This is a genomic window from Chryseobacterium gleum (genome assembly GCF_900636535.1).
GTDB classification, from domain to species: domain Bacteria; phylum Bacteroidota; class Bacteroidia; order Flavobacteriales; family Weeksellaceae; genus Chryseobacterium; species Chryseobacterium gleum.
In genome coordinates this window covers 1033763-1055598 of record NZ_LR134289.1, presented here as the reverse complement: position 1 = coordinate 1055598, position 21836 = coordinate 1033763, and the positions used below count along the sequence as shown (strand labels likewise).

The 21836-nt window shown below is 37.9% G+C and carries 19 protein-coding genes; 7 read left to right on the top strand and 12 right to left on the bottom strand.

Going from position 1 to position 21836, the window contains the following annotated elements:
- Positions 1-138 precede the first annotated feature (138 nt).
- From EL165_RS26070 to EL165_RS04875, 3 genes are all read left to right on the top strand, one after another.
- Positions 139-939: a PH domain-containing protein gene (locus EL165_RS26070; protein WP_041461466.1), complete on the top strand. Its 801-nt coding sequence runs from the start codon at positions 139-141 to the stop codon at positions 937-939.
- Between the two features lie 15 nt (positions 940-954).
- Positions 955-1596, top strand: coding sequence for a GNAT family N-acetyltransferase (locus tag EL165_RS04880; RefSeq protein WP_002979053.1), 642 nt, complete (start codon positions 955-957; stop codon positions 1594-1596).
- Between the two features lie 67 nt (positions 1597-1663).
- Positions 1664-2455 (top strand): class I SAM-dependent methyltransferase, encoded by a 792-nt coding sequence (locus tag EL165_RS04875; RefSeq protein WP_002979054.1) that lies wholly within the window; start codon positions 1664-1666, stop codon positions 2453-2455.
- A 130-nt stretch (positions 2456-2585) separates the two neighbouring features.
- Here the strand turns inward: EL165_RS04875 and EL165_RS04870 are convergent, their stop codons facing one another.
- The 3 genes from EL165_RS04870 to EL165_RS04860 all read right to left on the bottom strand — a co-directional run bounded on the left by EL165_RS04870 (position 2586) and on the right by EL165_RS04860 (position 4923).
- Positions 2586-2822, bottom strand: a complete 237-nt coding sequence (locus EL165_RS04870) for a YtxH domain-containing protein (RefSeq protein WP_002979055.1) — start codon at positions 2820-2822, stop codon at positions 2586-2588.
- Positions 2823-2921: 99 nt separating this feature from the next.
- Entirely contained in the window at positions 2922-3764 is an 843-nt protein-coding gene (locus EL165_RS04865) for an isoaspartyl peptidase/L-asparaginase (RefSeq protein ID WP_002979056.1), read from the bottom strand.
- A 271-nt stretch (positions 3765-4035) separates the two neighbouring features.
- Positions 4036-4923, bottom strand: coding sequence for a cyanophycinase (locus EL165_RS04860; protein ID WP_002979057.1), 888 nt, complete (start codon positions 4921-4923; stop codon positions 4036-4038).
- A gap of 201 nt (positions 4924-5124) precedes the next feature.
- Between EL165_RS04860 and cphA the strand changes: the two genes are divergently transcribed.
- Both cphA and EL165_RS04850 read left to right on the top strand, forming a co-directional pair.
- Entirely contained in the window at positions 5125-7755 is a 2631-nt protein-coding gene (cphA, locus tag EL165_RS04855; RefSeq protein ID WP_002979058.1) for a cyanophycin synthetase, read from the top strand.
- A 181-nt stretch (positions 7756-7936) separates the two neighbouring features.
- Positions 7937-8350, top strand: coding sequence for an N-acetylmuramoyl-L-alanine amidase (locus EL165_RS04850; RefSeq protein ID WP_041461467.1), 414 nt, complete (start codon positions 7937-7939; stop codon positions 8348-8350).
- Positions 8351-8574: 224 nt separating this feature from the next.
- On the opposite strand, the gene EL165_RS04845 is transcribed toward EL165_RS04850, so the two are convergent.
- The 9 genes from EL165_RS04845 to EL165_RS04805 all read right to left on the bottom strand — a co-directional run bounded on the left by EL165_RS04845 (position 8575) and on the right by EL165_RS04805 (position 18265).
- Positions 8575-9033, bottom strand: a complete 459-nt coding sequence (locus EL165_RS04845; protein ID WP_002979061.1) for a hypothetical protein — start codon at positions 9031-9033, stop codon at positions 8575-8577.
- Positions 9034-9057: 24 nt separating this feature from the next.
- A complete protein-coding gene (locus EL165_RS04840) occupies positions 9058-10236 on the bottom strand; it encodes a hypothetical protein (RefSeq protein WP_002979062.1) in 1179 nt (392 codons plus the stop codon).
- Between the two features lie 197 nt (positions 10237-10433).
- The gene (locus tag EL165_RS04835; RefSeq protein ID WP_002979063.1) at positions 10434-11267 is read right to left on the bottom strand and encodes a type 1 glutamine amidotransferase; all 834 of its coding nucleotides are present in this window, start codon (positions 11265-11267) and stop codon (positions 10434-10436) included.
- A 33-nt stretch (positions 11268-11300) separates the two neighbouring features.
- Positions 11301-12422 (bottom strand): carboxylate-amine ligase, encoded by a 1122-nt coding sequence (locus EL165_RS04830; RefSeq protein WP_002979064.1) that lies wholly within the window; start codon positions 12420-12422, stop codon positions 11301-11303.
- A gap of 30 nt (positions 12423-12452) precedes the next feature.
- Positions 12453-13406: an ATP-grasp domain-containing protein gene (locus EL165_RS04825; RefSeq protein ID WP_002979065.1), complete on the bottom strand. Its 954-nt coding sequence runs from the start codon at positions 13404-13406 to the stop codon at positions 12453-12455.
- Between the two features lie 58 nt (positions 13407-13464).
- Positions 13465-14178 carry an alpha/beta hydrolase-fold protein gene (locus tag EL165_RS04820; RefSeq protein WP_002979066.1) on the bottom strand — a complete coding sequence of 238 codons (714 nt, stop codon included), beginning with the start codon at positions 14176-14178 and terminating at the stop codon, positions 13465-13467.
- Positions 14179-14287: 109 nt separating this feature from the next.
- Positions 14288-15502, bottom strand: a complete 1215-nt coding sequence (locus tag EL165_RS04815; RefSeq protein WP_002979067.1) for an ATP-grasp domain-containing protein — start codon at positions 15500-15502, stop codon at positions 14288-14290.
- Positions 15503-15643: 141 nt separating this feature from the next.
- The gene (locus EL165_RS04810; RefSeq protein WP_002979068.1) at positions 15644-17059 is read right to left on the bottom strand and encodes a M17 family metallopeptidase; all 1416 of its coding nucleotides are present in this window, start codon (positions 17057-17059) and stop codon (positions 15644-15646) included.
- 84 nt (positions 17060-17143) lie between these two features.
- Positions 17144-18265 carry an alpha/beta hydrolase gene (locus EL165_RS04805; RefSeq protein ID WP_002979069.1) on the bottom strand — a complete coding sequence of 374 codons (1122 nt, stop codon included), beginning with the start codon at positions 18263-18265 and terminating at the stop codon, positions 17144-17146.
- Positions 18266-18463: 198 nt separating this feature from the next.
- Here EL165_RS04805 and glgB point away from each other — a divergent pair, with 198 nt between their 5' ends.
- Positions 18464-20410 carry a 1,4-alpha-glucan branching protein GlgB gene (gene glgB, locus EL165_RS04800; protein WP_002979071.1) on the top strand — a complete coding sequence of 649 codons (1947 nt, stop codon included), beginning with the start codon at positions 18464-18466 and terminating at the stop codon, positions 20408-20410.
- 3 nt (positions 20411-20413) lie between these two features.
- Entirely contained in the window at positions 20414-21820 is a 1407-nt protein-coding gene (locus EL165_RS04795; RefSeq protein ID WP_002979072.1) for a glycogen synthase, read from the top strand.
- Positions 21821-21836: the final 16 nt, after the last annotated feature.

Genomic DNA, 21836 nt, shown 5'->3' with positions numbered 1-21836 from the left:
TTTAATTATATAAAAACAGAACAACTGCAAAATTACTTTTGTGGTTGTTTTTTTTGATGGATGCTGAGAATTTAAATACTTTTGAATAAAAAAGAAATGACTAATAATTGTGCATTTTGTAAGGCAGAATTAACATCTATGGATACGCTTCTGGGAGCCAATATGCTTTCTGATGGCAATGTTTTATGCAATAAGTGTCTGAATATAGCAACAAATATCAATGAAGAATTACTTTATAACCTCAATAAGTTCAGCATTGAAGATATCAGTAAAATTCTGAATAATAAAAAAACCGGATCTTTAGAGATTGCTGTAAACACAAATCAGAATCTTCCTACGCTTACGAATACAGATTCAGGCCAGATCTCAAGAGAAGTTTATAAAAGAAGACATCGCAAAATAAAGCAGGAACTGGAAAAACTGCGTGCCAACCTTTCTATTTTCACCAAAGGAGAAATCAAAGAACTTCCTTACCTGATTCCTGAAGATGAACCAATTATTGCAATTACAGATGCTCAATTTGTCAATACGTTAGCTGCAGGAATACTTGTAGCTACCTCCAAAAGGCTGATTTCTGTTTCAAAATCAATGTTCGGAGCAGCGGAGATCAATGATTATCCCAATGAAACCATCAGAGCGGTAAGTTTTGTAACAGATCCCAGATCACCCATCATTAAGCTGCATCTTGATGAAAAGATTGCAGAGTTTGAATGTTTTATGGATAAGGAAGATGCAGAAAAGTTCTATGATACGATAAAAGCTTTCTATAACGCTCCACAGAAACCGTCTTCTATACAAACTGATACTGTAAACAAAAGAGCCGTTTCATCAGAAGAGATTTTAAACCAGCTTGAAAAATTAGGAAAACTTCGGGAAAACGGAATTTTGACTGATGCAGAATTTACAGAGCAAAAAAAGAAATTGCTGGAACAATTATAAAAAACTTTTAATAAGATGAAGGATAAAGTAACAATCGTAGAAAACTGGCTTAAGGGTTGGTGTTTATCAAGAGAAGTATCTTTTCCTGTTCAATATAAATCAGGTTTCAGAGTGATTGTAGGAGATGAAAAGCAAAAAGAACGTTTTGTATTTCCTGAACTTAATGACGATTTTTTTCAGCTCGCCCACTCAGTTCATGAGCCCTGGATTCATCTGAAAGTATCTGCTGCTCCTGAAGAATTTATAGAAAAAATTCCTGAAAGATGGGTACTGCAGCCACAGGGTTATATGATGACCTGCTTTCACCCGATGCATTTCAGGGAAATCAGTCTTGCAAAAGGATATCACCTGGAGTTTTCTGAGTACAATACAACTTTTGTGGTCAGAATTGTGACAGAAAATGGTGAACAGGCTTCCATTGGACGTGTTTCTCTTATAGATAGCCTGGCTGTCTATGACAGGATTGTTACTGAAAAAGATCATCAGAGGAAAGGTCTTGCTACTTTTTTATTGAAAGAGCTTGAGAAGATTGCTTTGTCAAAAGGATTTTCAAATAACCTGTTAGTGGCAACAGAAGAAGGAAAACTATTATATCAAACCTTAGGCTGGCAGATGTATTGCCTGCATACTTCCATTGTAATACCGTCTCAGAGCTAGGTTCTCTCAAAAAGCAGTAATTTAGATCTTTAAACTATAACTATAAAAATCAAGACCTTGTTAAACAATGGAAAACTACTTAGAAATAAATAAAAAGTCATGGAATTCCAAAGTGGAGCCGCATCTGAAGTCGGATTTCTACTTTGTAGATGAATTTTTGAAAGGAAGGACCTCTTTGAATTCAATTGAACTGGAGCTTCTTAAAGATATAAAAGGAAAAAATATTCTGCACCTGCAGTGTCATTTCGGCCAGGATTCTATTTCCTTGTCAAGAATGGGAGCAAAAGTTACAGGAATTGATCTTTCTGATAAAGCGATTGATACAGCCAGAGATCTCGCACAGAAATGCGGTACGGACACTGAATTTATCTGTTCAGATGTTTATGATCTGCCGAATATTCTGGATCATAAATTTGATATTGTTTATACCAGCTATGGTACAATAGGATGGCTTCCTGACCTTGCAAAGTGGGCGGAAGTTATCAATCATTTTCTGAAGCCCGGAGGAAAGTTCATTATGGCAGAGTTTCACCCTGTTGTCTGGATGTTTGATGATGACTTTACTAAAGTAGCTTACAATTATTTCAATGAAAAACCAATTGTGGAAACCTATGAAGGAACTTATGCAGATCAGTCTGCGCCTATCATACAGGAATATGTTATGTGGAATCATTCTTTAGCAGAAGTTCTTGATAATTTAATTAAGAAGGATCTGAAACTGGATACTTTTCAGGAATTCGACTGGTCACCATACCCGTGTTTCAGACATGTGGAAGAATTTGAAAAAGGAAAATGGAGAATTCCGCAGTTTGGAAATAAAATACCACTTGTATTTGCTTTGGTTGCAGAGAAAAAATAAGATTTAATTAACCATTAAGATCAGATAAGCTTTTAAAGAATGGTTTAATTTTTAAATAAAAAGTCATCGCAATTACTATTACGATGACTTTTTCCTATATATGAATGTTAAAAAAACTGCTCTTTGTTGGTTAGCTTAAAGAATCTTCAGCTTTTGTTTTTACTTCGTCCACTTTACTCTGAACCTGGGAAGCCACATCATTGGCTTTGCTTTTAAGGTCATTTCCCCATTTATTCAGATTATCTTTTGCTGTATTGATTTTATCTTTTACAGCTTGTTGATCTTCAGGGCTTGAATTCTTATATTTCCAATAAGCTAATGCACCTAATCCTAGTAAAGCTAATAAACCTTTTGTCTTGTTTCCCATGATTTCTATTTTTTTAAGTATTAATATTAAAATTTGTTGTTATGAATAATGTAAAATACGTGCCAAAAAAATAAATAGACCTATAAAAAAATGTTAAATTTAAGAAAAGACTTCAAAATTTTCACCGTCAAAACTGGCGAAAACCATAGTGGGATAGGAGTCCTGATGATAAATATTTCCATCTTTATCAATAGCGATGGCACCTGCGAAACCATCAATGGTTTTAAGCTCTTCAAATGTTTTGGCAAAAGCCTGCTGAAGATTCATCCCATCGGTAACCCTCGTTACAATTTTTGCAGCAGTAGCATTGCTTACAATATCTTCACCCACACCGGTACAGCTTACCGCACAGAAAGCATTGGCATAATTTCCGGCCACAGTGGCAGAATCTGAAATCCTTCCGGGAATCTCAAAACCTTTTCCACCTGTGGATGTTGCAACGGCTAGTTTCCCTTCATGATCTATTGCTACGCAGCCTACAGTTCCTTTGCCTCCATTGGCAAGCTTGGCTTCATATTCTTTTCTTCTCTGAGGAGTCTCCGTAGAAAAATTCTCAAACCCATTTTCCGTAGCATAGATTTTAGCACCATTTCCTCCTAAAACTCTGTCGTCTTCATTGATAAGATCTTTGGCAACAAATATAGGGTTCTGTACATTTTCAATATTGATCACGCCGCTTAGTTTCTGAGTATCTCCGTTCATTATTGCAGCGCTCATGCGGATCACACCATCACTCTGGATCTGAGATCCGATTCCGGCATTGTATAAAGGATCATCTTCAAGCAGCGAAACAGCATAGGCAACAGTATCAAAAGCCGAATGTGTTGTAAGATAATCAAAAGCTTTCTTTGCAATTGATTGTAAAGACTCCTGTTTTGCTGTCTTTACTTCGTGGCTTTGGTCACTTTCAGAGAAAAAACCGCCGTGGATAATGATTTTCATAGAGTAAGAGTTGATGAATATTTTTACGAAGGTAATTTATTAATAAAAGATAAAAGATAAAAGATAAAAGATAAAAGATAAAAGATAAAAGATAAAAGATATTATCGTAAACCAACTATTATGCATCCGGATATCAACATCAATAGAGGTGGGCTTTAGCCCGCCTTACCATAAACATATTAAATCCATTGCCTTTAGCCAAACCTTAAAATATGAATGTTAAAATAACAAACGGAACCGAGGCCCCGTTTGTATAGCTGTATTTGTTGTTCTATTTATCCTGTGGAATAGGGTTAAACTGCGAATTCTCAATCGTCAGTGTCTTGGTAGTAAGATCATAATGGTCATTCATAGACATGACATGTACCGTTAGATTATCAATAGAAATTGGTTCCCCAAGGTTGATATTAGTAAGGTTGGTGTCTTTAATAAACCTTCCGTCTACCAGAATCACAAGACCTGAGCCTACAGCTGTCATCACATCATTATGAATGAAAAGTCCTGTATCTTCTCCCAATCCAATTCCCAGCGTTCTCGGATTGTTCACTACCGCTTGGAAAAGACGCCCGATTCTGCCTCGCTGTACAAAGTGGGTATCAATAATAACATTATCAATTAATCCTAATCCCTGTGTGGTTTTGATTTCTCCTTTCAGAAGTGCTTCAGAACTGCTCCCCTGATAAATCATATTTTCAGAGGCTGCGGCAGCACCTGCAGAAGTTCCGGAATAAATAAAGTCCTGTTCCTGATATTTCAGTAAAACTGTATCGTGGAATCTTGTTCCTCCAAGAATAGAAGTCAGTCTCAGCTGGTCTCCGCCAGTGAACATCATGACGTCTGCAGCATTGGCTCTTGCCACCATGGCATCAGAATTAGCTTCTTCGCGGTTATGAATATCAAGAACATTTACATTTTTAGCCCCAAGAAATTCAAATGCTTTTTTGTATTCGGAACCTACGATCTGAGGGATTTGAGAGGCAGTTGTTACAATTTCAATGACAGAATTCTCCTTTAATTTTGATTCGTTGATGATCTTTCGCAGGATCCCACGCTCAAAAAAATTAAGATTCTTTTCTATATTCTGATCATAATCGGTTTCAGCAAAACTGCCTTTGTTTACAGCGCCTCCGATAACTATTAATTTTCCAACAGGTTTCATCATTGTGCAAAATTAAAAAATAATTCACATTCTCTGGCCAATTTCATGCCATCTTTAGTTGATTTTTAATGTTTTAGAAATGTTAATTAAAATTAATTTTTTTTTAGCGAATCTTTAAATGTGGTATAGTTTCGTTTAGGGTTTTACATTATCTTTGATTATGAAAGGAGTTATTGTTAACTGTTAAAATGCCAATAGACTATGAAAATCGAAAAGATTCAGGCACTAAGAGGTCCTAACATCTGGAGCATCAGAAGAAAGAAGCTGATACAGATGAGGTTGGACTTAGAAGAAATGGAGAATTATCCTACCAATAAAATCGAAGGATTTCGGGAAAGGATTGAAAAATTAATCCCATCATTAATTACACATCGCTGCTCGGAAGGAGTGGAAGGCGGTTTTTTCCATAGAGTGGAAACAGGTACCTGGATGGGACATGTCATTGAGCATATCGCCCTGGAAATACAGACGCTGGCAGGGATGGATGTAGGGTTTGGAAGAACCCGCGAAACAAAAACTCCGGGAGTTTATAATGTGGTATTCAATTATATTGAAGAAAACGCAGGGATTTATGCTGCAGAAGAATCTGTAAAGATTGCTGAAGCATTGATAGAAGGAAAAGATTATGATTTGAATGCATGTATTCACAGGTTAAAAGAAATCAGGGAGCGTGTCCGTCTTGGTCCTTCTACCGGAAGTATTGTAGAAGAAGCCGCTTCCAGAAAAATCCCATGGATCAGATTGGGAACCAATTCCCTGGTACAGCTGGGTTACGGAGTGAATCAGCAGAGGTTTCAGGCTACGATTACCGGAAACACAAGCTCTATTGCTGTTGATATCGCCTGTAACAAAGAATTAACCAAAAGAATGCTTCACGATGCTGCTATTCCCGTTCCGATTGGTGATCTGGTAGTGGATGAAGAGGGTTTAGATGCTGTGATCAGGAAAATTGGGTATCCGATTGTTTTAAAACCTTTGGATGGCAACCATGGAAAAGGCTCTTCCATTAATGTCAACGACTGGGAGGCCGCCAAAACAGGCCTGGAGCATGCGCAGAAATATTCAAGAAAAGTAATTGTTGAAAAATATATTACCGGTTATGATTTCCGTATCCTGGTAATTAATAATAAAATGGTGGCTGCGGCAAGAAGAGTTCCGGCCCATGTTGTTGGAGACGGAGAATTAAACCTTCAGCAGCTTATCGAAAAAGAAAATAAAGATCCGAGAAGAGGCTATGGGCATGAGAATGTCCTTACTGAAATTGAGATCGATAAAGATACCTTAGAATTACTTGATAAGCTTCAGTATACTTTGGAAACCATCCCTCAGAAGGGAGAGATTGTATATCTGAAATCTACGGCCAATCTTTCAACCGGAGGAACGTCCATTGATGTAACAGATATGGTGCATCCGGAAAATATCACAATGGCTGAAAGAATCTCCAAAATTATCGGGTTGGATGTCTGCGGTATAGACGTTATGGCAGAAAACCTTACACAGCCTTTAAAGGAAAGTGGCGGAGCTATTATTGAAGTAAACGCTGCTCCAGGGTTCAGAATGCACCTGGCTCCAAGTGAAGGCTTGCCAAGGAACGTGGCTGCACCGGTGGTAGATATGCTGTATCCTCAGGGAAAACCTTTTACCATTCCAATTATTGCAGTAACGGGAACCAATGGAAAAACGACCACAACAAGGCTTATTTCGCATATTGTAAAAAGTAACGGATATAGAGTGGGATTTACAACGTCAGATGGAATCTATATTCAAAATACCATGCTGTCTAAAGGAGATACGACAGGACCACTTTCTGCAGAATTTATTCTGAAAGATCCTACGGTAGAGTTTGCCGTTTTAGAAACAGCAAGGGGCGGTATCTTACGTTCAGGGCTTGGCTTTTCACAATGTGATATCGGAGTGTTGACTAATATTGAGGAAGATCACCTGGGGATGAATGACATTCACACTTTAAAAGATCTTACCAGGGTAAAACGTGTTGTATTGGACAGCGTTAAAAAGAGCGGATGGAGCGTATTGAATGCTGACAATGAATATTCCATGAAGATCGTGAATGACCTTGATTCCAATGTGGCGATTTTCAGTATGGATGAAAACAATCCTCATATTGTAAAATTTGCCAAAGAAGGAAAGATCACCTGCGTGTATGAAGAAGGTTTTGTAACCATTAAGAAAGGAGACTGGAAAATCAGAATAGGAAAAGCAAAGGATTTCCCGATCACGATGGAAGGTAAGGCCAGATTTATGATTGAAAACGTATTGGCGGCCAGCCTGGCGAGTTATCTGTATGGATTCGGAATTGAAGATATTTCCAATTCTTTGAGAACCTTTATTCCGAGTGCCCAACTTACTCCGGGAAGACTGAATGTTTTTAAATTCAAAAACTTTAAAGTTCTGATCGACTTTGCGCACAATCCTTCCGGATATGAAGCAATTGAAGATTATCTGAAAAATGTTGAATCTACCAAGAAGATCGGAATTATCTCAGGCGTTGGAGACAGAAGAGACAATGATATTAGAGAATGCGGAAAGATAGCAGGCAGAATGTTTGATCACATCATCATCCGAAACGAAAAACACCTTCGCGGAAGAACCGAAGATGAAATTAACGGATTGATTATTGAAGGAATGCAGTCTGCAGGAAAAGATGTAAGCTACGAGATCATTCCCAAAGAAATAGAAGCATTGAAACATGCCATAGGAATGGCAGAAGAAGGAACATTTATCACGGCTTTAAGTGATGTTATTTCCAATGCTATTGATCTGGTTCAGGAATACCAGGCGCGGGAGCTGCTGGAAGATGATAAAAATATATAGAAAAACCTCCGGAATTTCCGGAGGTTTTGTTTTTTCTAAAGTTTCTCAGGTTGCTTTATAATGTTTGAAATTTTAATTATATAAAATATAGTAATCACAACAATTAAAATAGGGTGTTTTTCCTTCACTGTTTTGGGACTTACAGATTTAATTTTGTTCATCAATAAATAAAATGAAATCAATGAGACCAATCAATTACATCGTTATACATTGTACAGCAACACAGCCGGATGTTACAATAGAAAGCATTAAACGGTATTGGAAGGAAAACCTGAAATGGAAAAATCCAGGGTATCACTATATGATAAAAGCTGATGGAGAAATAGTTAACACCTTACCAATTGATCAGGTATCCAATGGCGTAGCAGGGTGGAATTCCCAAATTATCAATATATCATACATTGGAGGCATTGATAAAAGCAACCATCCAAAAGATACAAGAACGCGAGAGCAAAAAAAATCTATTGTCAAGTTGCTAAGAGAATTAAAATCAAAATTTCCTAAAGCTAGAATTCAGGGACACAGAGATTTTCCCAATGTCTATAAAGCCTGCCCCAGCTTTGATGCTAAGAAAGAATATGCTGGTTTATCATAGCTGAAGTGTTGTAAGGCTGTTAGAAAGAATTTATGGAAAACTTATAATTAAAAAGCAGGCCTTACGGTTTCCCGTAGAGTATGCCTCCGGTCAATTTGTATATTTACGATGTTTGTGAAAACACAACATACATGTTAATTTTTTATATCCTCCTTTTGGGGGATTTTATGGTTAAAGAGATTTTCAGGAATAAAAATAACCTCCGAAATGTCGGATGTTTGTTTCTATAAGTTTTCCCAGGTTGTTTTGATGCTCTGCATTTTCTTAAGATAAAAGTATAAAGGAATCAGTTCTAATCTGAGAGTTAAACTGATCGTTGGAATAGTAAAAGGGATAATAGCCATCATGATCAGACAAATGGCAATGCCTATGATTGCATCAATTATGGCTGCCTGTGGTGCCCATTTTTGTTCAAACCAAAGTCCGTAGGCTACAATACCTTTGAACAGGAATAAAGAACAGATCAAAAGTCCTGTCATTGAATAGGGATGATCAGCCTTCATTCCATATAAAGATAAAGAAGTGTTAGTGATCAGAAAGCCCGACATCAGTAATACAGCAGCTACTGCGCCTCCGATTAAAAAGATCCATAAGAAAACTTTAATCCAGGTGGGTAATAGGTTTCTTCTTCGTGTTAAGATGTTGTTGTCAAATTCTGCGAAATGTGTTGATGTTTCTTCCATGTATTATTAGTTTTTATAAGTTATTTATCCAAAAAAAGCATTCGAACTTCCGATCCAGATGGCATCTTTTTTATTGAAATCTACATTCACCATGGCGGCTTTAGTCATTCTTCCAAGATTTTCCAATAGGATAGGACGCTCATCATTTTCCCGCCAAATATACAACAAACGGATCTCTGCTTTCGAAAAATCTCCGTTAATATCTTCAAAAATCGGTTCATAGTACACTTTTCTCTGCAGAATGTAGTTTTCCTTATCCTGAATAGAGTCTGTAATTTCGCGGGTAGGGTTTAAATTAACTCCGCTTCCTGCGAATGAAAACAATGGTTTTAGTACAAAATTTTCAAGATTTTCATGCTCCGGGAATTCATGCAGAAAGTAACTCTTTGGAACAAATTGATGTTTTAATAAAGGTAACAGGAATTTTGAGATTTTAAAGAACCAGTTCGGGTGCGTGATCCACTTGACATCCACTTCCTCCCGGAAATCAAATTCTGTTTTCAAATCAGGAATATTATCCAGTTCATCAAATATAACACGGTTGTAGATTCTTTTGACCTCTGTAAGCTTGCCATCATTTTCATAATACAGCTTTCGTCCTTCCTTCTTTATCTTTGTCAGACATACGGTTTTAATTCCTGTTAATTTCTCTGTAAGCGCAAAATCAATGGCCGTTTTTTGTTTTTCAGGAAAAATTTCAAGCAGAATTACATTTTCAGGATGTTCATCTCCTACAATGAGTTCCTTTAAATAGTTTTTAAAGGTTTCATGAGGCATTGGGTTTCTGATCTCTGAAAGAAAAGGGTAGACCTCACAGTACGTTTCTTCATAGACTTTTTGAAAAGCATACAAAGAAGGGAAAGCCTGAAGTTCTATCAGCTGAGGTTCTATTGCTCCGTTTTCACTTTTGCAGACTCCAAAATCGATGGTGAAAAAATGGGGCTGATTGGTATCATTGGGAACTCTACAGTGATCAGGAATAGCTTTTTGAAGCAGTTCTGCCGGCATTGCTTTAATCTGGCTGATGATACTTTCACTGGCGTCTATGAGCTTGCTTTCAAATTCTTTAGTCAGAAAAATAGGACTTTCTGAAACTCTGAAAGCAGGAGCTATACCGCCTTTTTCTGCCAATATGCCTTTGAGCTGGCTGTATTTTTCATCCGAAAACTCTTTATTGAACTGTTGTCTGTATTTTGGAATCATATTTTTTTTCTTTGTGATGTTAAAAAATCGAGCATCACTGCCCGATTGTTATTTATAGCTGGAAGAGGGAAGCTGGGAGAGGGAAGTTTTCAATTCTGAATTTACATTATTAATTAAAAGAATATCAATAATCAATAATCAATAATCAATAATCAATAATCAATAATCTTTGAAAATAACTTCCAGCCTCCAGCCTTTTATACCAAAGTTTCAGCTTTCTTCAAAATGTTTTTTCTTGCAAACTGAAGGAATCTCGGAAGGATCTGATGTCTGGTCAGAATAATTTTGTCTTCATCATCTATTCTGTCCATAGTTTCAAGGTATTTTTCCATACCGAAGTTTTCGATCATGGCTTCTCTGTTTTTTTCGTCTTTCAGATTTTCGATCAGAGACTCAGGGTTGGCTTCCGGATGAAACTGTGTCCCGAATATCTCTTCGGAAAAACGAACGGCCATTACCGCTCTTTCAAGGTTAATATGAGGACGGAATTTTTCAATCGCCATGATAGTCATTCCAAGCTCTTCAAAGCGGTTATGATCCGGCTCAATAAACTGGTAAGCTCTTGAATCTACTGCATAAAAAGGATCCTGAAGATTTTTGAATAAAAATTCGTCTTTGCCTTCTTCTGTTTTATGAACAGGCATTACCCCAAAAGAATAGGACTTTCTTTTGCAGATATTTCCCAGGTTCCAGTGAATGCTTGCCAGCTGGAATGAATGGCAGATCAGGAAAAGATACTTTTTATCGTCATGGTATTTATTATGCTCGAAAACAGCATCCAGAAAATCAGCATATCTGTCTTCCCAGGCAAGACCTTCCCGATGTGGATTTCCGGGCCCGCCTGAAGAAATAAAAATATCAAAGTCTCCGATTTCGGGCATTTCATCTTTATATCTTACATCAAACGTCTTGATCACCACATTTTCTTCAGAGTTCTGCTGAAAAGTTTCGGAAATCTCTTTAATGTTTCTAAAACCTTGATTCGCATGATTGTTGTTCATGTCCAGCAGAGCAATTCGAATATCTTTCATTACATCATATTTTTTGTAAAGTTACCAAAAATATTATGAAGCCGGCTCACCATGAGTTATACCGTACTCTGTTTCAGAGATCATATAATCAACGACTTTCGTGAGATCACCTGTTTCCTTAAAGATCTGAAGCTGTCTGTCTGCACCGGTTCCGTTTTCAAGGATTTTCCAGGCATATTCAACTTCCTTACGGCATCCTAAATCGTCTACCACATCATCAATAAATTCTAAAAGCTCTTTCAATAAATGAGGATAAGGAACAGATTCTTCTTTCCCAAAATCGATAAGATGGGCTTCAATACCGCTTTTCGAGGCACGCCATTTATTTTCGTTCAGCAGCAGTCTTCTGTAGCTTCTGAAGCTCAGGTTTTGCTGGTGAAGTTTATATATTTTAGCTACAAGACTCTGCATAATGGCTGCCAGACATACGGTTTCATCTATCCTCAAAGGCATGTCACAGATTCTGAACTCAATAGTAGGATAAAACGGATGTACCCGTAAATCCCACCAGATTTTCTTGGCATTGTCTATAGTTCCTGTTTTTACCAGAAGATCTACATAGCTGTCGAATTCCGCCAGAGAGTTAAAATAACTCGGAATACCTGTTCTGGGGAATTTTACGAAAATTTCCTGACGATAAGATTTAAAACCTGTATACCTTCCGATCCAGAAAGGTGAATTGGTAGAAAGAGCGTACACATGAGGAAGAAAATAACGCATCACATTCTGAATTCTCACCCCTTCTTCACGGTTGGGAATTCCAATATGAACATGTAGCCCGAAAATAAGATTTTCACGGGCTACATCTCCCATATCATCAACGATTTTAATATATCTTTCTCCCTGAGTAATATTATTTTCCGACCAATGAGAGAACGGGTGGGTGCCTCCTCCGGAAACTCGTAGTCCCTGTTCATGGGCAATATTGATAAGATGACGTCTTAAATTCGTTAATTCAGCTCTGGCTTCCTGAATATTCTGGCAGATTCCCGTTTCCATTTCAATCATGGATTCGTGCATTTCGTGCTTTAAATTTTCACTTAAAACCGCTTTGCCGCCTTCAATGATTTTTGAAACGTGAGAAACCAGATCTCTGCTTTCCACATCAATGATCTGATATTCTTCTTCAATTCCAATAGTAAACTGATGATGCATTTATTTTGTGTTTTTTAATTCTTTTCAATGTTATTTAATGGAATCTTTCACAAAGGTTCCCCAGGCAATATTGGGTTTTCCCGGAACATATTCTTTAGCTTTTTCTATTGCCAGTTTTGCCGCGTGTTCAATGATCCATGCAAAGTTTTCTTCCCCTACAGAATTTCTGTCTGCGTCAGGGGCGGGATTACAGAAATCAATCGCATAAGGGATACCGTCTCTTACCGCAAATTCTACGGTGTTGAAGTCATATCCCAGGGCTTCATTCATAGTAATGGTATAATCATGGATGGTTTTCAGGAGTTTTTCAAGCTCCTTTCCTTCTGTTTTATGGGTGGTGGCGTATCTTAAATGCGGTGCGTTTCTTGGCTCATAAGGCATGATATGAACATACTTTCTGCCCAGGCAGTAAACCCTGTAATAATCATCAAAGATAATTTCTTCCTGAACCATCATGACCAGCTGTTCCGTTTCCCCTAATTTATTCCAGAGATCATCAGGATTTTCCACTCTGTAAACGTTTTTCCAGCCCCCTCCGTCATGAGGCTTCATATAAGCAGGAAATCCTACGTAATTGAAGATGTACTCCCAGTCATGTGGAAATTTCAGGTTTCTGAATGAAGTTTCCGAAGTATTATCCGGTCTTTCATGGGATGGAAGCAAAACTGTTTTAGGAAGTGGAATTCCGAGTTTGGACATCAGGGCATTGTTGAAAAATTTCTCGTCAGCGCTCCACCAGAAAGGGTTGTTAATCACATAGGTGCCGTTAAGCGCAGCGTTTTTTAAATACGCTCTGTAAAAGGGAACGTCCTGTGAAATTCTGTCGATAATTACTGCATAGCCATAATCTGCACCTTGTTCCAGTTTATCTATAATAACAGGTTCAGCTATGATATCTCCACCTCCCAGTTCATTCACTTTATCTATAAATGCCCAGGGAAAAGTGTCTTCCATACCGAAAAGAATTCCTACTTTTTTTGTCATAATTTTTGTTTTTAAGGTGGGTGTTTATTTTTTCTATTTGTCTTTTTATTGGTTTATGTTAAGAGAAAAAAGCTCCTATGAAAGTAGGGAAGACCATTCTCCACAAAGGCCAGTCGTGGCCGATCCATTTTCTTTCATCATACCAGAAGTCTATGCCTTTCATCCTGAGAATATCAGCCATTTCAACATTTTTATCCTTGCAGATATCCTGATCTGATGTGCTCAGTATAATATGCATATGTTTGTATTTCCAGGCCTCGTCATTTCGGACAAACTCCCTTGGGCAGTTGAAATATACCAGATCATCAGAATAACCGTCCATAAAGTTTCTGATACTAAATGCTCCCGAAAGGCAAAACAAATGAGAAACTACATCCGGAAATCTGAAAGCAAAATTAGCAGCATGATATCCTCCGAAGCTCGCTCCGGCAACTGCCACACGATGTGTTTTGTGTAGTTTTTGGATATAAGGCACAAATTCCTGGATCAGAAACTGTACATACCGTTCATAATTCCTTATTCTTTGCTGTGGAGATATCTTATCATCATAAAAGCTCCAGCTGTCAATGGTCTGCACATTGTAAAGCTTTACCTTTCCCTGTTCTATAAACCAGTTGATACTTCCGTTAAGATGAAAATCATGATTCTGGGTATACTGTCCCTGGGAAGTAGGGAACATAATGATAGGGTAGCCGTAATGCCCGGTTACTTCTACCTTGAGACTAATTCCCAGTATATTTGAATAATATTCTGTATGTTCTATGTGAGGCATTTTCCTTGTTGGGTTTTATCTTTTCTAAATTACGTTTTACCGTGGAACTGCTGATAGGGTGTATATTATGAATTCAATAACATTTTGAATATCAATGTTACGCTTCATTTTAAGAACTCAATTTATTGCTTTTAGGAGGAAGGATATTCAGCATATCTGCATGAATTATTTCTGCTGCAGAATCAAGTCTGTCCTGCACAACAGAAGCATCTCCGGATTTATAAACAATCCCGACATGATAATCTATGGGAAGGAACTTGACCACTTCTTCACATTCAAAGTTGCTGTAGTCAGGTTCTTTATCTTTAATCAGGGCGACAATCAGACCTGAATAATATCCTGTGGGTGGTGAAACATGGTAATCATTACCTCTCAGAAGAGCATCTTCAATTTTAGCCCATTCTCTCCATATATTGATGTTACTTGATGCTTCTACCAGATCCGGAATATGAGCACCGCCAACTCTGGAAGAGGTTTCCAGGAAATACCATTTTCCGTCTTCTCTTCCACGGATAAATTCTGTGTGGGTGGCTCCGTTGACAAGTCCGAAGTTGGAAAGGACCCTGGCATTTATTTCTTCCAATGCTTTAAATTCTTCAGAATACCTTCCTAAAGTTTTAGATCTGAAAACGCCGCCTTCATGAGAAACCTGCATTGGAGGGGCCAGATATTTTGATGCAGAGGTGAATACGATTTTTTTATTAAAAGTAAGGCTGTCCACATGATAAACATCTCCGGGTTTAAAACTTTCCAGTAAGAAAAGATGGCGTTCTTCACCCAGTGTTTCCAGGGCTTCAAGAAGCTGTTCTTTGGAAGTTATTTTCTTAATGCCGGATGCTGATGCTTCAGAGCGCGGCTTTAGTACCCATGGAGCAGGAACACGGTCTGTAAATTCGTCCACTTCATGATCATTGAATACAGCAGTAAATTCGGGAACGCTGATCCCGGAATCTTTTGCTTTCTGCCGCATTGCCAGTTTGTCCCGGAAATATCGGTGTGTAGTCTGTCCCATTCCCGGAATACGGAATGTTTCTCTGATTAATGCAGCTTTTTCAACGTCATAATCATCCAGAGCCACTACAGCATCTACTTTGCGGGTCTTCATCAGATGGGAAAATCCCTGGATAAGATGTTCCAGATTCCATACGGATGGTTTAAGCTCAGGCATGTAAAATACCTCATCAATAGCGTGCCATGGCCAGTTTTTCTCTTTGAGGTTTTCAGAGGTTACCAGAATAACTTTATTGCCGAGCTTCTTCATCTCGTCCATAAAATCATACCCTTTGTAATAGCACGAAATACATACGATCGTTTTCTTCTCCATATAATGTTTTTAAAGATTTAGTGAATTTTCAAAAATAAAAGCATTTGTTTATTATTTTATTAATAGTAAAAAATGCAATATCGTGCGGTTTTGAAAATTCACTAATCAATTATACAGAGTTTTTTTGTAAAAAACTAATTTTTAGTGATAATTTTCAATTAAATTCACCAGAAGTTGAACCCCAAAACCGGTGGCTGCTTTTTCTTTGGCATAACCCACATTTCCAAAAGCTACTCCGGCAATGTCCAGATGCGCCCATTTAGGGTGGTTTTCAATGAATTGCTCTAAAAATTTAGCGGCAATAATACAGTCTCCAACCGGCTTCAGGGAAATGTTTTTCATATCCGCCACATCAGACTGTATATCGTCTTTCCAGACCTCCCACAAAGGCAGATTCCATACCCTCTGATTGGTTTGATCACCGGTTTTTATCAGATGGTTTTTCAGTTCCTCATTATTGGAGAACATGGCGGCACAGGTATCTCCGAACATTCTGACAGAACTTCCCGTTAAAGTAGCCAGATCAATAAGGAAATCTGTTTTGTAGTTTTTAGCCAGATAAGATAGTCCGTCTGCAAGAATTAATCTGCCTTCCGCATCAGTATCAAGAACTTCAATGGTTTTTCCGTTATAAGCTGTAATCACATCACTTGGAAGAAGAGCCTTTTCAGAAACAGCATTGTCTGTAATAGGCAGAACAGCAATAATGTTCACAGGAAGTTTCATTTCAGCAGCATAGATCAACGTTCCCAATACTGCTGTAGCACCTCCCATATCAGATTTCATATAATGCAGATTGGCTGAGCTTTTTATGGATATACCTCCGGTGTCAAACAATATGCATTTTCCTACCAGCCCGAAAGTTTTTGCGTTTTTAACGGTAGTTTTATATTCCAGAATCGTAAATGCAGCATCATAAGCACTTCCCTGGTTGACAGAAAGATAGGCGCCTAATCCGAGCTCTTCACATTTTTTTCTGTTGAATGCTGTATATTTCAGATCATATTTTTTAGCGAGATTTTTCAGGTATGCACTTAATATATCCGGTTTTTTCAGATTGGCCGGTTTGTTGAGCCAGTCCTGGCAGGCAGTCTGTCCATTAATCAATGCTTCTGTTTTCTGGCTGATATGGTCTAGTTTTTTCTGACTTAAATTTTCAAAATGCAATTCAAATTTTGCATTCCAGAAAGTGTGTTTTTTATCAAAAGGGTAGTTGTAAGTTCCGGCCAGAAGCCCTTTTACAAATTCCTCAAATTGTTTCTCATTGATGAAATCAGCCAGTGCCAACGTAGGAACTGCCTGAAGCTTTTCTTTATAGGTTTGTGAAAATTTTGCTGCAACCTGCTGGATCTCGAAATTTTGTAAGGCAGATTTTCCCAGTCCGATAAAATAAGTGATTCCTTTTTCATGAGCATTGACAAAAACTTCATACTTCTTTCCTGTGAAAAAAGTGGAAATGTTTTTATTGAAATTTTTGCTTGTTTTCGTCCACTCTTCCTCTGTAAATAATTGAAAAATCTGAGTGTAGTTTTTGTTTTTTTTATTGATTAATTTCATAAATAGATGTTATATTTCTAAAGTCATACAACCGTCGTCTTCAATTTGTTTCAATCGGCGTAAATTTCCTACAGCGTTGTATGTTTAGTTTTTAATGCTTCGTTGTTGCGGCTTTACTTCCACAGGGTTTTCCGTATTGTCATAGAACAGCCATTCTATAGCTCTGGGAAACTCCTGCGACCAGTAAAATTCATTGTGGGTGCCTTCAGGGTTAATATTGGTTTTAAATTCGAAATCAAAAAGCTTTTTTTCTTCCCATCTTTTCAGATATTCTTCAAAAATATGAATTCTTTTGACCATTTTGGAACCTTCCTGCCCACCGCCGTAAAGATAAATTTTTGTTTTAAAAGGAACTCTGAAATTCATCATCGGGAAATTATTATTCGGTTCTACCCAAAGGGAAGGAGAGAATATCAAAAGCTTTGAATACACTTCAGGATAAAGAAATCCACTGTATATGCTGATCAATGCTCCCAATGAGCTGCCCCCGATTCCGGTATTGTCGCGGTCTTTTTTAGTTCTGTAATTTTCGTCCACATAAGGTTTCAAAGTATCTGCAATAAAGCGGATGTATTTCTTTCCTTCAGAACCGTTGGCCACATGATCATTATCATAAATATATTCTTTAATTCTTTCCTCGCTGCCATGTTCTATTGCTATGATGATAAGATCACCACGTCCGTATTCTGCAAGTATAGACAGTTTTTTATCGATTTCCCAGTTGCCATATCCGCTTCCTTCATTGAACAGATTCTGTGCATCCTGAAGGTATAAAACAGGATAACGCTTATCTGTAGTATGATAGTCATAAGGAAGAAGTGCCCAGATTTTGCGGTAACGGTCAAGCTGTGGAATATAAAAATTTTCCGAAATAACTTCCGCAGTAGGAAAATACTCTTCTTTGAACGGTCCCCAGTTTAATCTCCATTTTTTTACAATATCAGAAGTGTTGCCGGAACTTTTTTTTGCTTTCCGGTTAGGTGTGATGTTGCCGTACTGATCCAGTTCCACGTTTTCCCAGCCACCTTTTGTGAATTTGTATTCAATATCATCGGGAAGATTCTGATTTTCAATTTCTATAAAATAGCTGGCAGGGTCAAGTTGCTTAAGCTGAAAATTATAATCTTTAGGGTTCCAGCTGTTGAAATTTCCGGTGATAAAAACCGGTCTGTCATCTTTTTCTTCTGTATAAAGTTCAAACCTCATCGTATGTGTTTAATAAATGTTGATGTTAAATTTATAAAAAGATTGTTTTGGAATCATAAAAAATGTGAGGTAAAAAATGATATATTTGATAGATAGACGAAAGCCGAAATTCAGTTGATAAATATTTGATGAATTATTAACCGCTTTTGCCGGTATTTTTCGTAGTTTCAGGGAAAATATAAATACAAACTGATCTTGATGAATTCTGTTAAGACCTACACGCTTTTCACCGATCATGATGTGTATCTTTTTAAAGAAGGTAGACATTATAAGCTGTATGGTAAATTCGGTGCACATTCTGCAGAAAAGGATGGCGTAAAAGGAGTGTATTTTTCTGTATGGGCACCTAATGCAAAGAAAGTTTCCGTGATCGGAAATTTCAACAACTGGAATCATAAAGATCATATCCTGTTTCCTAGATGGGACGGATCCGGGATCTGGGAAGGCTTTATTGAAGGATTAACCTGGGGTACCTTATATAAATACGCTATTGAAACACAGGGTGGCGAAATTCTGGAAAAAAGTGATCCTTATGCATTAAGCTGGGAGCAGAATATTCAGGCGGCTTCTCTTGTTTCTACTACATGGTATGAATGGAATGATCAGGGATGGATGGACCAGCGCTGGAAAAAAAACAGACTGGAAGCTCCGTTATCTGTATATGAGCTGCACTTGGGTTCATGGGTAAGAGACGGGGAGTATCCTGACCGCTTTCTGAATTACCGGGATATTGCCAAAAAGCTGGTTCCCTATATAAAAGAAATGGGATTTACCCATGTAGAATTTATGCCTGTGATGGAATATCCTTACGAGCCCAGCTGGGGATATCAGATTACCGGTTTTTATGCTGCTACCTCACGTTTTGGCTCACCGCAGGATCTGATGTTTCTGATTGATGAACTTCATAACAATGAAATTGGGGTTATCCTGGATTGGGTTCCGTCTCATTTCCCGGGAGATGCCAATGGTCTTCACCGTTTTGATGGCACTTACCTTTATGAGCATGAAGATCCGAGAAAAGGCTTTCATCCCGATTGGAAATCACATATTTTCAATTACGGAAGAAATGAAGTGAAATCCTTTCTGATTTCAAATGCCATGTTCTGGCTGGATCGTTATCATGCCGACGGATTACGCGTAGATGCGGTAACTTCAATGCTCCATCTGGATTATTCAAGAAATGAAGGAGAATGGGAACCCAATATATATGGAACGAATGTGAACCTTGAAGCCAAAGCTTTTCTGCAGGAATTCAACACTGCTGTTTACAAAGAGTTTGGAGATAATATCATAACTATTGCTGAAGAAAGTTCGGATTTTCCTATGCTTACCAAGCCTGTTCATGATGGTGGCGTGGGTTTTGGTATGAAATGGATGATGGGCTGGATGCATGATACGCTGGATTATTTTAAAGAAGACTTTGAAAACAGGAAATTCCATCACCATAAGCTGACATTTGCGTCCATGTATATGTATAATGAAAATTATATGATGCCTTTATCGCATGATGAAGTGGTACATGGCAAAGCAAGTCTTATTTATAAAATGAAAGGTGACGAATGGCAGAAATTTGCCAATCTGCGTACCTTATATGTATATATGTATACCCATCCTGGAGCTAAGTTACTTTTTATGGGAGACGAATTCGGACAGACCAGTGAATGGAATTTTACCAGAAGCCTCGACTGGCATTTGTTGAAATACCCTGTTCACAAAGGAATGCAGGAGCTTGTTAAAGATATGAATCACCTTTACAGGTCGGAAGCTGCCTTTTATGAAAATCAGTTTGATAGAAATGGTTTTGAGTGGGTGGAAGCGGATGATCTCGAAAATTCAGTTTACATTTATCTGAGAAAAGGTAAAAAAAGAGACGATATTGTGATGGTGATTTTAAATCTGGCTCCGAAAGTACTGGATTATAAAATCGGGATTCCTGCAGGAACCCACTGGGAAGTTGTTTTGAATTCAGATGATGAAAAGTACAGTGGAAGCGGAGTAGAACCTGAAATCCTGGGAGAGAAGTATGAAGAATGGAGAAATTATCCAAAAACAATGACCGTGAAGCTGCCGCCATTGGCCGGAATAGTGTTACGTCAGAAGAAAGATAAAAAATATAAATTACACAGAATTAAACATAAGAGATAAAGAATGGTTATTTATCATTTAAGTACAGAATGTTACCCTGTCGCAAAAGTTGGTGGTCTGGCAGATGTGGTCGGAGCACTTCCAAAATATCAGAATAAAATAGAAGGAGTAGAGGCGAAGGTGGTGATGCCTTGGTACAACAAACCCTTTGTATATGATCATGAATTTGACCTTGTTTTTGATGGGTTTATTCATCAGGGAGCCAATATGCTGCAGGTTCAGGTACTGAAAGAAAAGACAAATGTTCTGGGATTTGAGCTATATATGGTAAGAATTCCCGGATTATTAGACAGGGACAATCCTTATGGCTACCAGGATGAAAGTTTCCAGTTTCTGGCTTTTCAGCATGGAGTATTGCATTGGCTGTCTGCCATGAAAATACGTCCTGATGTACTGCATTGCCATGATTATCATACAGGTCTGGTGCCTTTTATGGTAGAAAACTGTTATGAATTTGAATTCCTAAAAGGAGTAAAAACAATAGGAACGATTCATAATGGCGAATATCAGGGCATGATGAGCTGGACTATGGCACAATATATGCCTTCTTTCGATGCGTATAAATGGGGACTGATGGACTGGAACGGATTGATGAATCCTCTGGCGAGTATGATCAAATGTGCCCATGCTTTTACTACCGTTTCTGAAGGATATCTTGAGGAACTTTTTATAAGCTTCCGCGGACTCGAAAGTCTGGTTCGCCAAGAATTCGGAAAAGCATATGGAATCATCAATGGTATTGACACAGAAGTCTGGAATCCTGAGACCGATCCGATGCTGGATTTTAATTTTAACATTACAAATGCGGTAGCTCAAAAGAAAAAAAATAAAGAAAACCTCTGTAAAGCATATGGATTAAAACCTGAACTTCCTTTATTTGCCTTTATTGGAAGATTCGCTACAGAGAAGGGAGCAGATCTGCTGCCGGATGTTGTATGGAGAAGTATCAAGCAAAGTTATGGTGCTTTAAATATTATGATTCTCGGATCAGGGAATACCTATATTGAGAATAAGCTGAAAGAATACGACTATACGTATACTAATTTTGCATTGGATCTAGGATATAAAGAACATCTTTCTCATAAGATCTATGCCTCGGCAGATTTTCTTCTGATGCCCTCCAGGGTAGAACCATGCGGATTGAATCAGATGTACTCTATGAGATACGGAACTGTTCCCGTGGTAAGATATACAGGAGGACTCAAAGATACGGTGGAAGATATTTCAACCGGCGGAGCAGGGCTGAACTTTACTTATCCGGGAGTTGATGATGTTGTACATGCGATGAACAGAGCAATGGCGATTTATAATCAAAAAGGCGTTATGGAAGATCTTATCCATGCCAATATGAATTTTGATTTTGCATGGGAGAAATCTGCAGAAAAATACATAGCTTTATATAATAGCTGATGGAGTGAAGATTTTC

What these genes read in the sequence shown, in the direction of transcription:
- EL165_RS26070 (WP_041461466.1), top strand. Translation starts at nt 139, where the DNA reads ATGGATACGCTTCTGGGAGCCAATATGCTTTCTGATGGCAATGTTTTA.
- EL165_RS04880 (WP_002979053.1), top strand. Translation starts at nt 955, where the DNA reads ATGAAGGATAAAGTAACAATCGTAGAAAACTGGCTTAAGGGTTGGTGT.
- EL165_RS04875 (WP_002979054.1), top strand. Translation starts at nt 1,664, where the DNA reads ATGGAAAACTACTTAGAAATAAATAAAAAGTCATGGAATTCCAAAGTG.
- EL165_RS04870 (WP_002979055.1), bottom strand. Translation starts at nt 2,822, where the DNA reads ATGGGAAACAAGACAAAAGGTTTATTAGCTTTACTAGGATTAGGTGCA.
- EL165_RS04865 (WP_002979056.1), bottom strand. Translation starts at nt 3,764, where the DNA reads ATGAAAATCATTATCCACGGCGGTTTTTTCTCTGAAAGTGACCAAAGC.
- EL165_RS04860 (WP_002979057.1), bottom strand. Translation starts at nt 4,923, where the DNA reads ATGAAACCTGTTGGAAAATTAATAGTTATCGGAGGCGCTGTAAACAAA.
- cphA (WP_002979058.1), top strand. Translation starts at nt 5,125, where the DNA reads ATGAAAATCGAAAAGATTCAGGCACTAAGAGGTCCTAACATCTGGAGC.
- EL165_RS04850 (WP_041461467.1), top strand. Translation starts at nt 7,937, where the DNA reads ATGAGACCAATCAATTACATCGTTATACATTGTACAGCAACACAGCCG.
- EL165_RS04845 (WP_002979061.1), bottom strand. Translation starts at nt 9,033, where the DNA reads ATGGAAGAAACATCAACACATTTCGCAGAATTTGACAACAACATCTTA.
- EL165_RS04840 (WP_002979062.1), bottom strand. Translation starts at nt 10,236, where the DNA reads ATGATTCCAAAATACAGACAACAGTTCAATAAAGAGTTTTCGGATGAA.
- EL165_RS04835 (WP_002979063.1), bottom strand. Translation starts at nt 11,267, where the DNA reads ATGAAAGATATTCGAATTGCTCTGCTGGACATGAACAACAATCATGCG.
- EL165_RS04830 (WP_002979064.1), bottom strand. Translation starts at nt 12,422, where the DNA reads ATGCATCATCAGTTTACTATTGGAATTGAAGAAGAATATCAGATCATT.
- EL165_RS04825 (WP_002979065.1), bottom strand. Translation starts at nt 13,406, where the DNA reads ATGACAAAAAAAGTAGGAATTCTTTTCGGTATGGAAGACACTTTTCCC.
- EL165_RS04820 (WP_002979066.1), bottom strand. Translation starts at nt 14,178, where the DNA reads ATGCCTCACATAGAACATACAGAATATTATTCAAATATACTGGGAATT.
- EL165_RS04815 (WP_002979067.1), bottom strand. Translation starts at nt 15,502, where the DNA reads ATGGAGAAGAAAACGATCGTATGTATTTCGTGCTATTACAAAGGGTAT.
- EL165_RS04810 (WP_002979068.1), bottom strand. Translation starts at nt 17,059, where the DNA reads ATGAAATTAATCAATAAAAAAAACAAAAACTACACTCAGATTTTTCAA.
- EL165_RS04805 (WP_002979069.1), bottom strand. Translation starts at nt 18,265, where the DNA reads ATGAGGTTTGAACTTTATACAGAAGAAAAAGATGACAGACCGGTTTTT.
- glgB (WP_002979071.1), top strand. Translation starts at nt 18,464, where the DNA reads ATGAATTCTGTTAAGACCTACACGCTTTTCACCGATCATGATGTGTAT.
- EL165_RS04795 (WP_002979072.1), top strand. Translation starts at nt 20,414, where the DNA reads ATGGTTATTTATCATTTAAGTACAGAATGTTACCCTGTCGCAAAAGTT.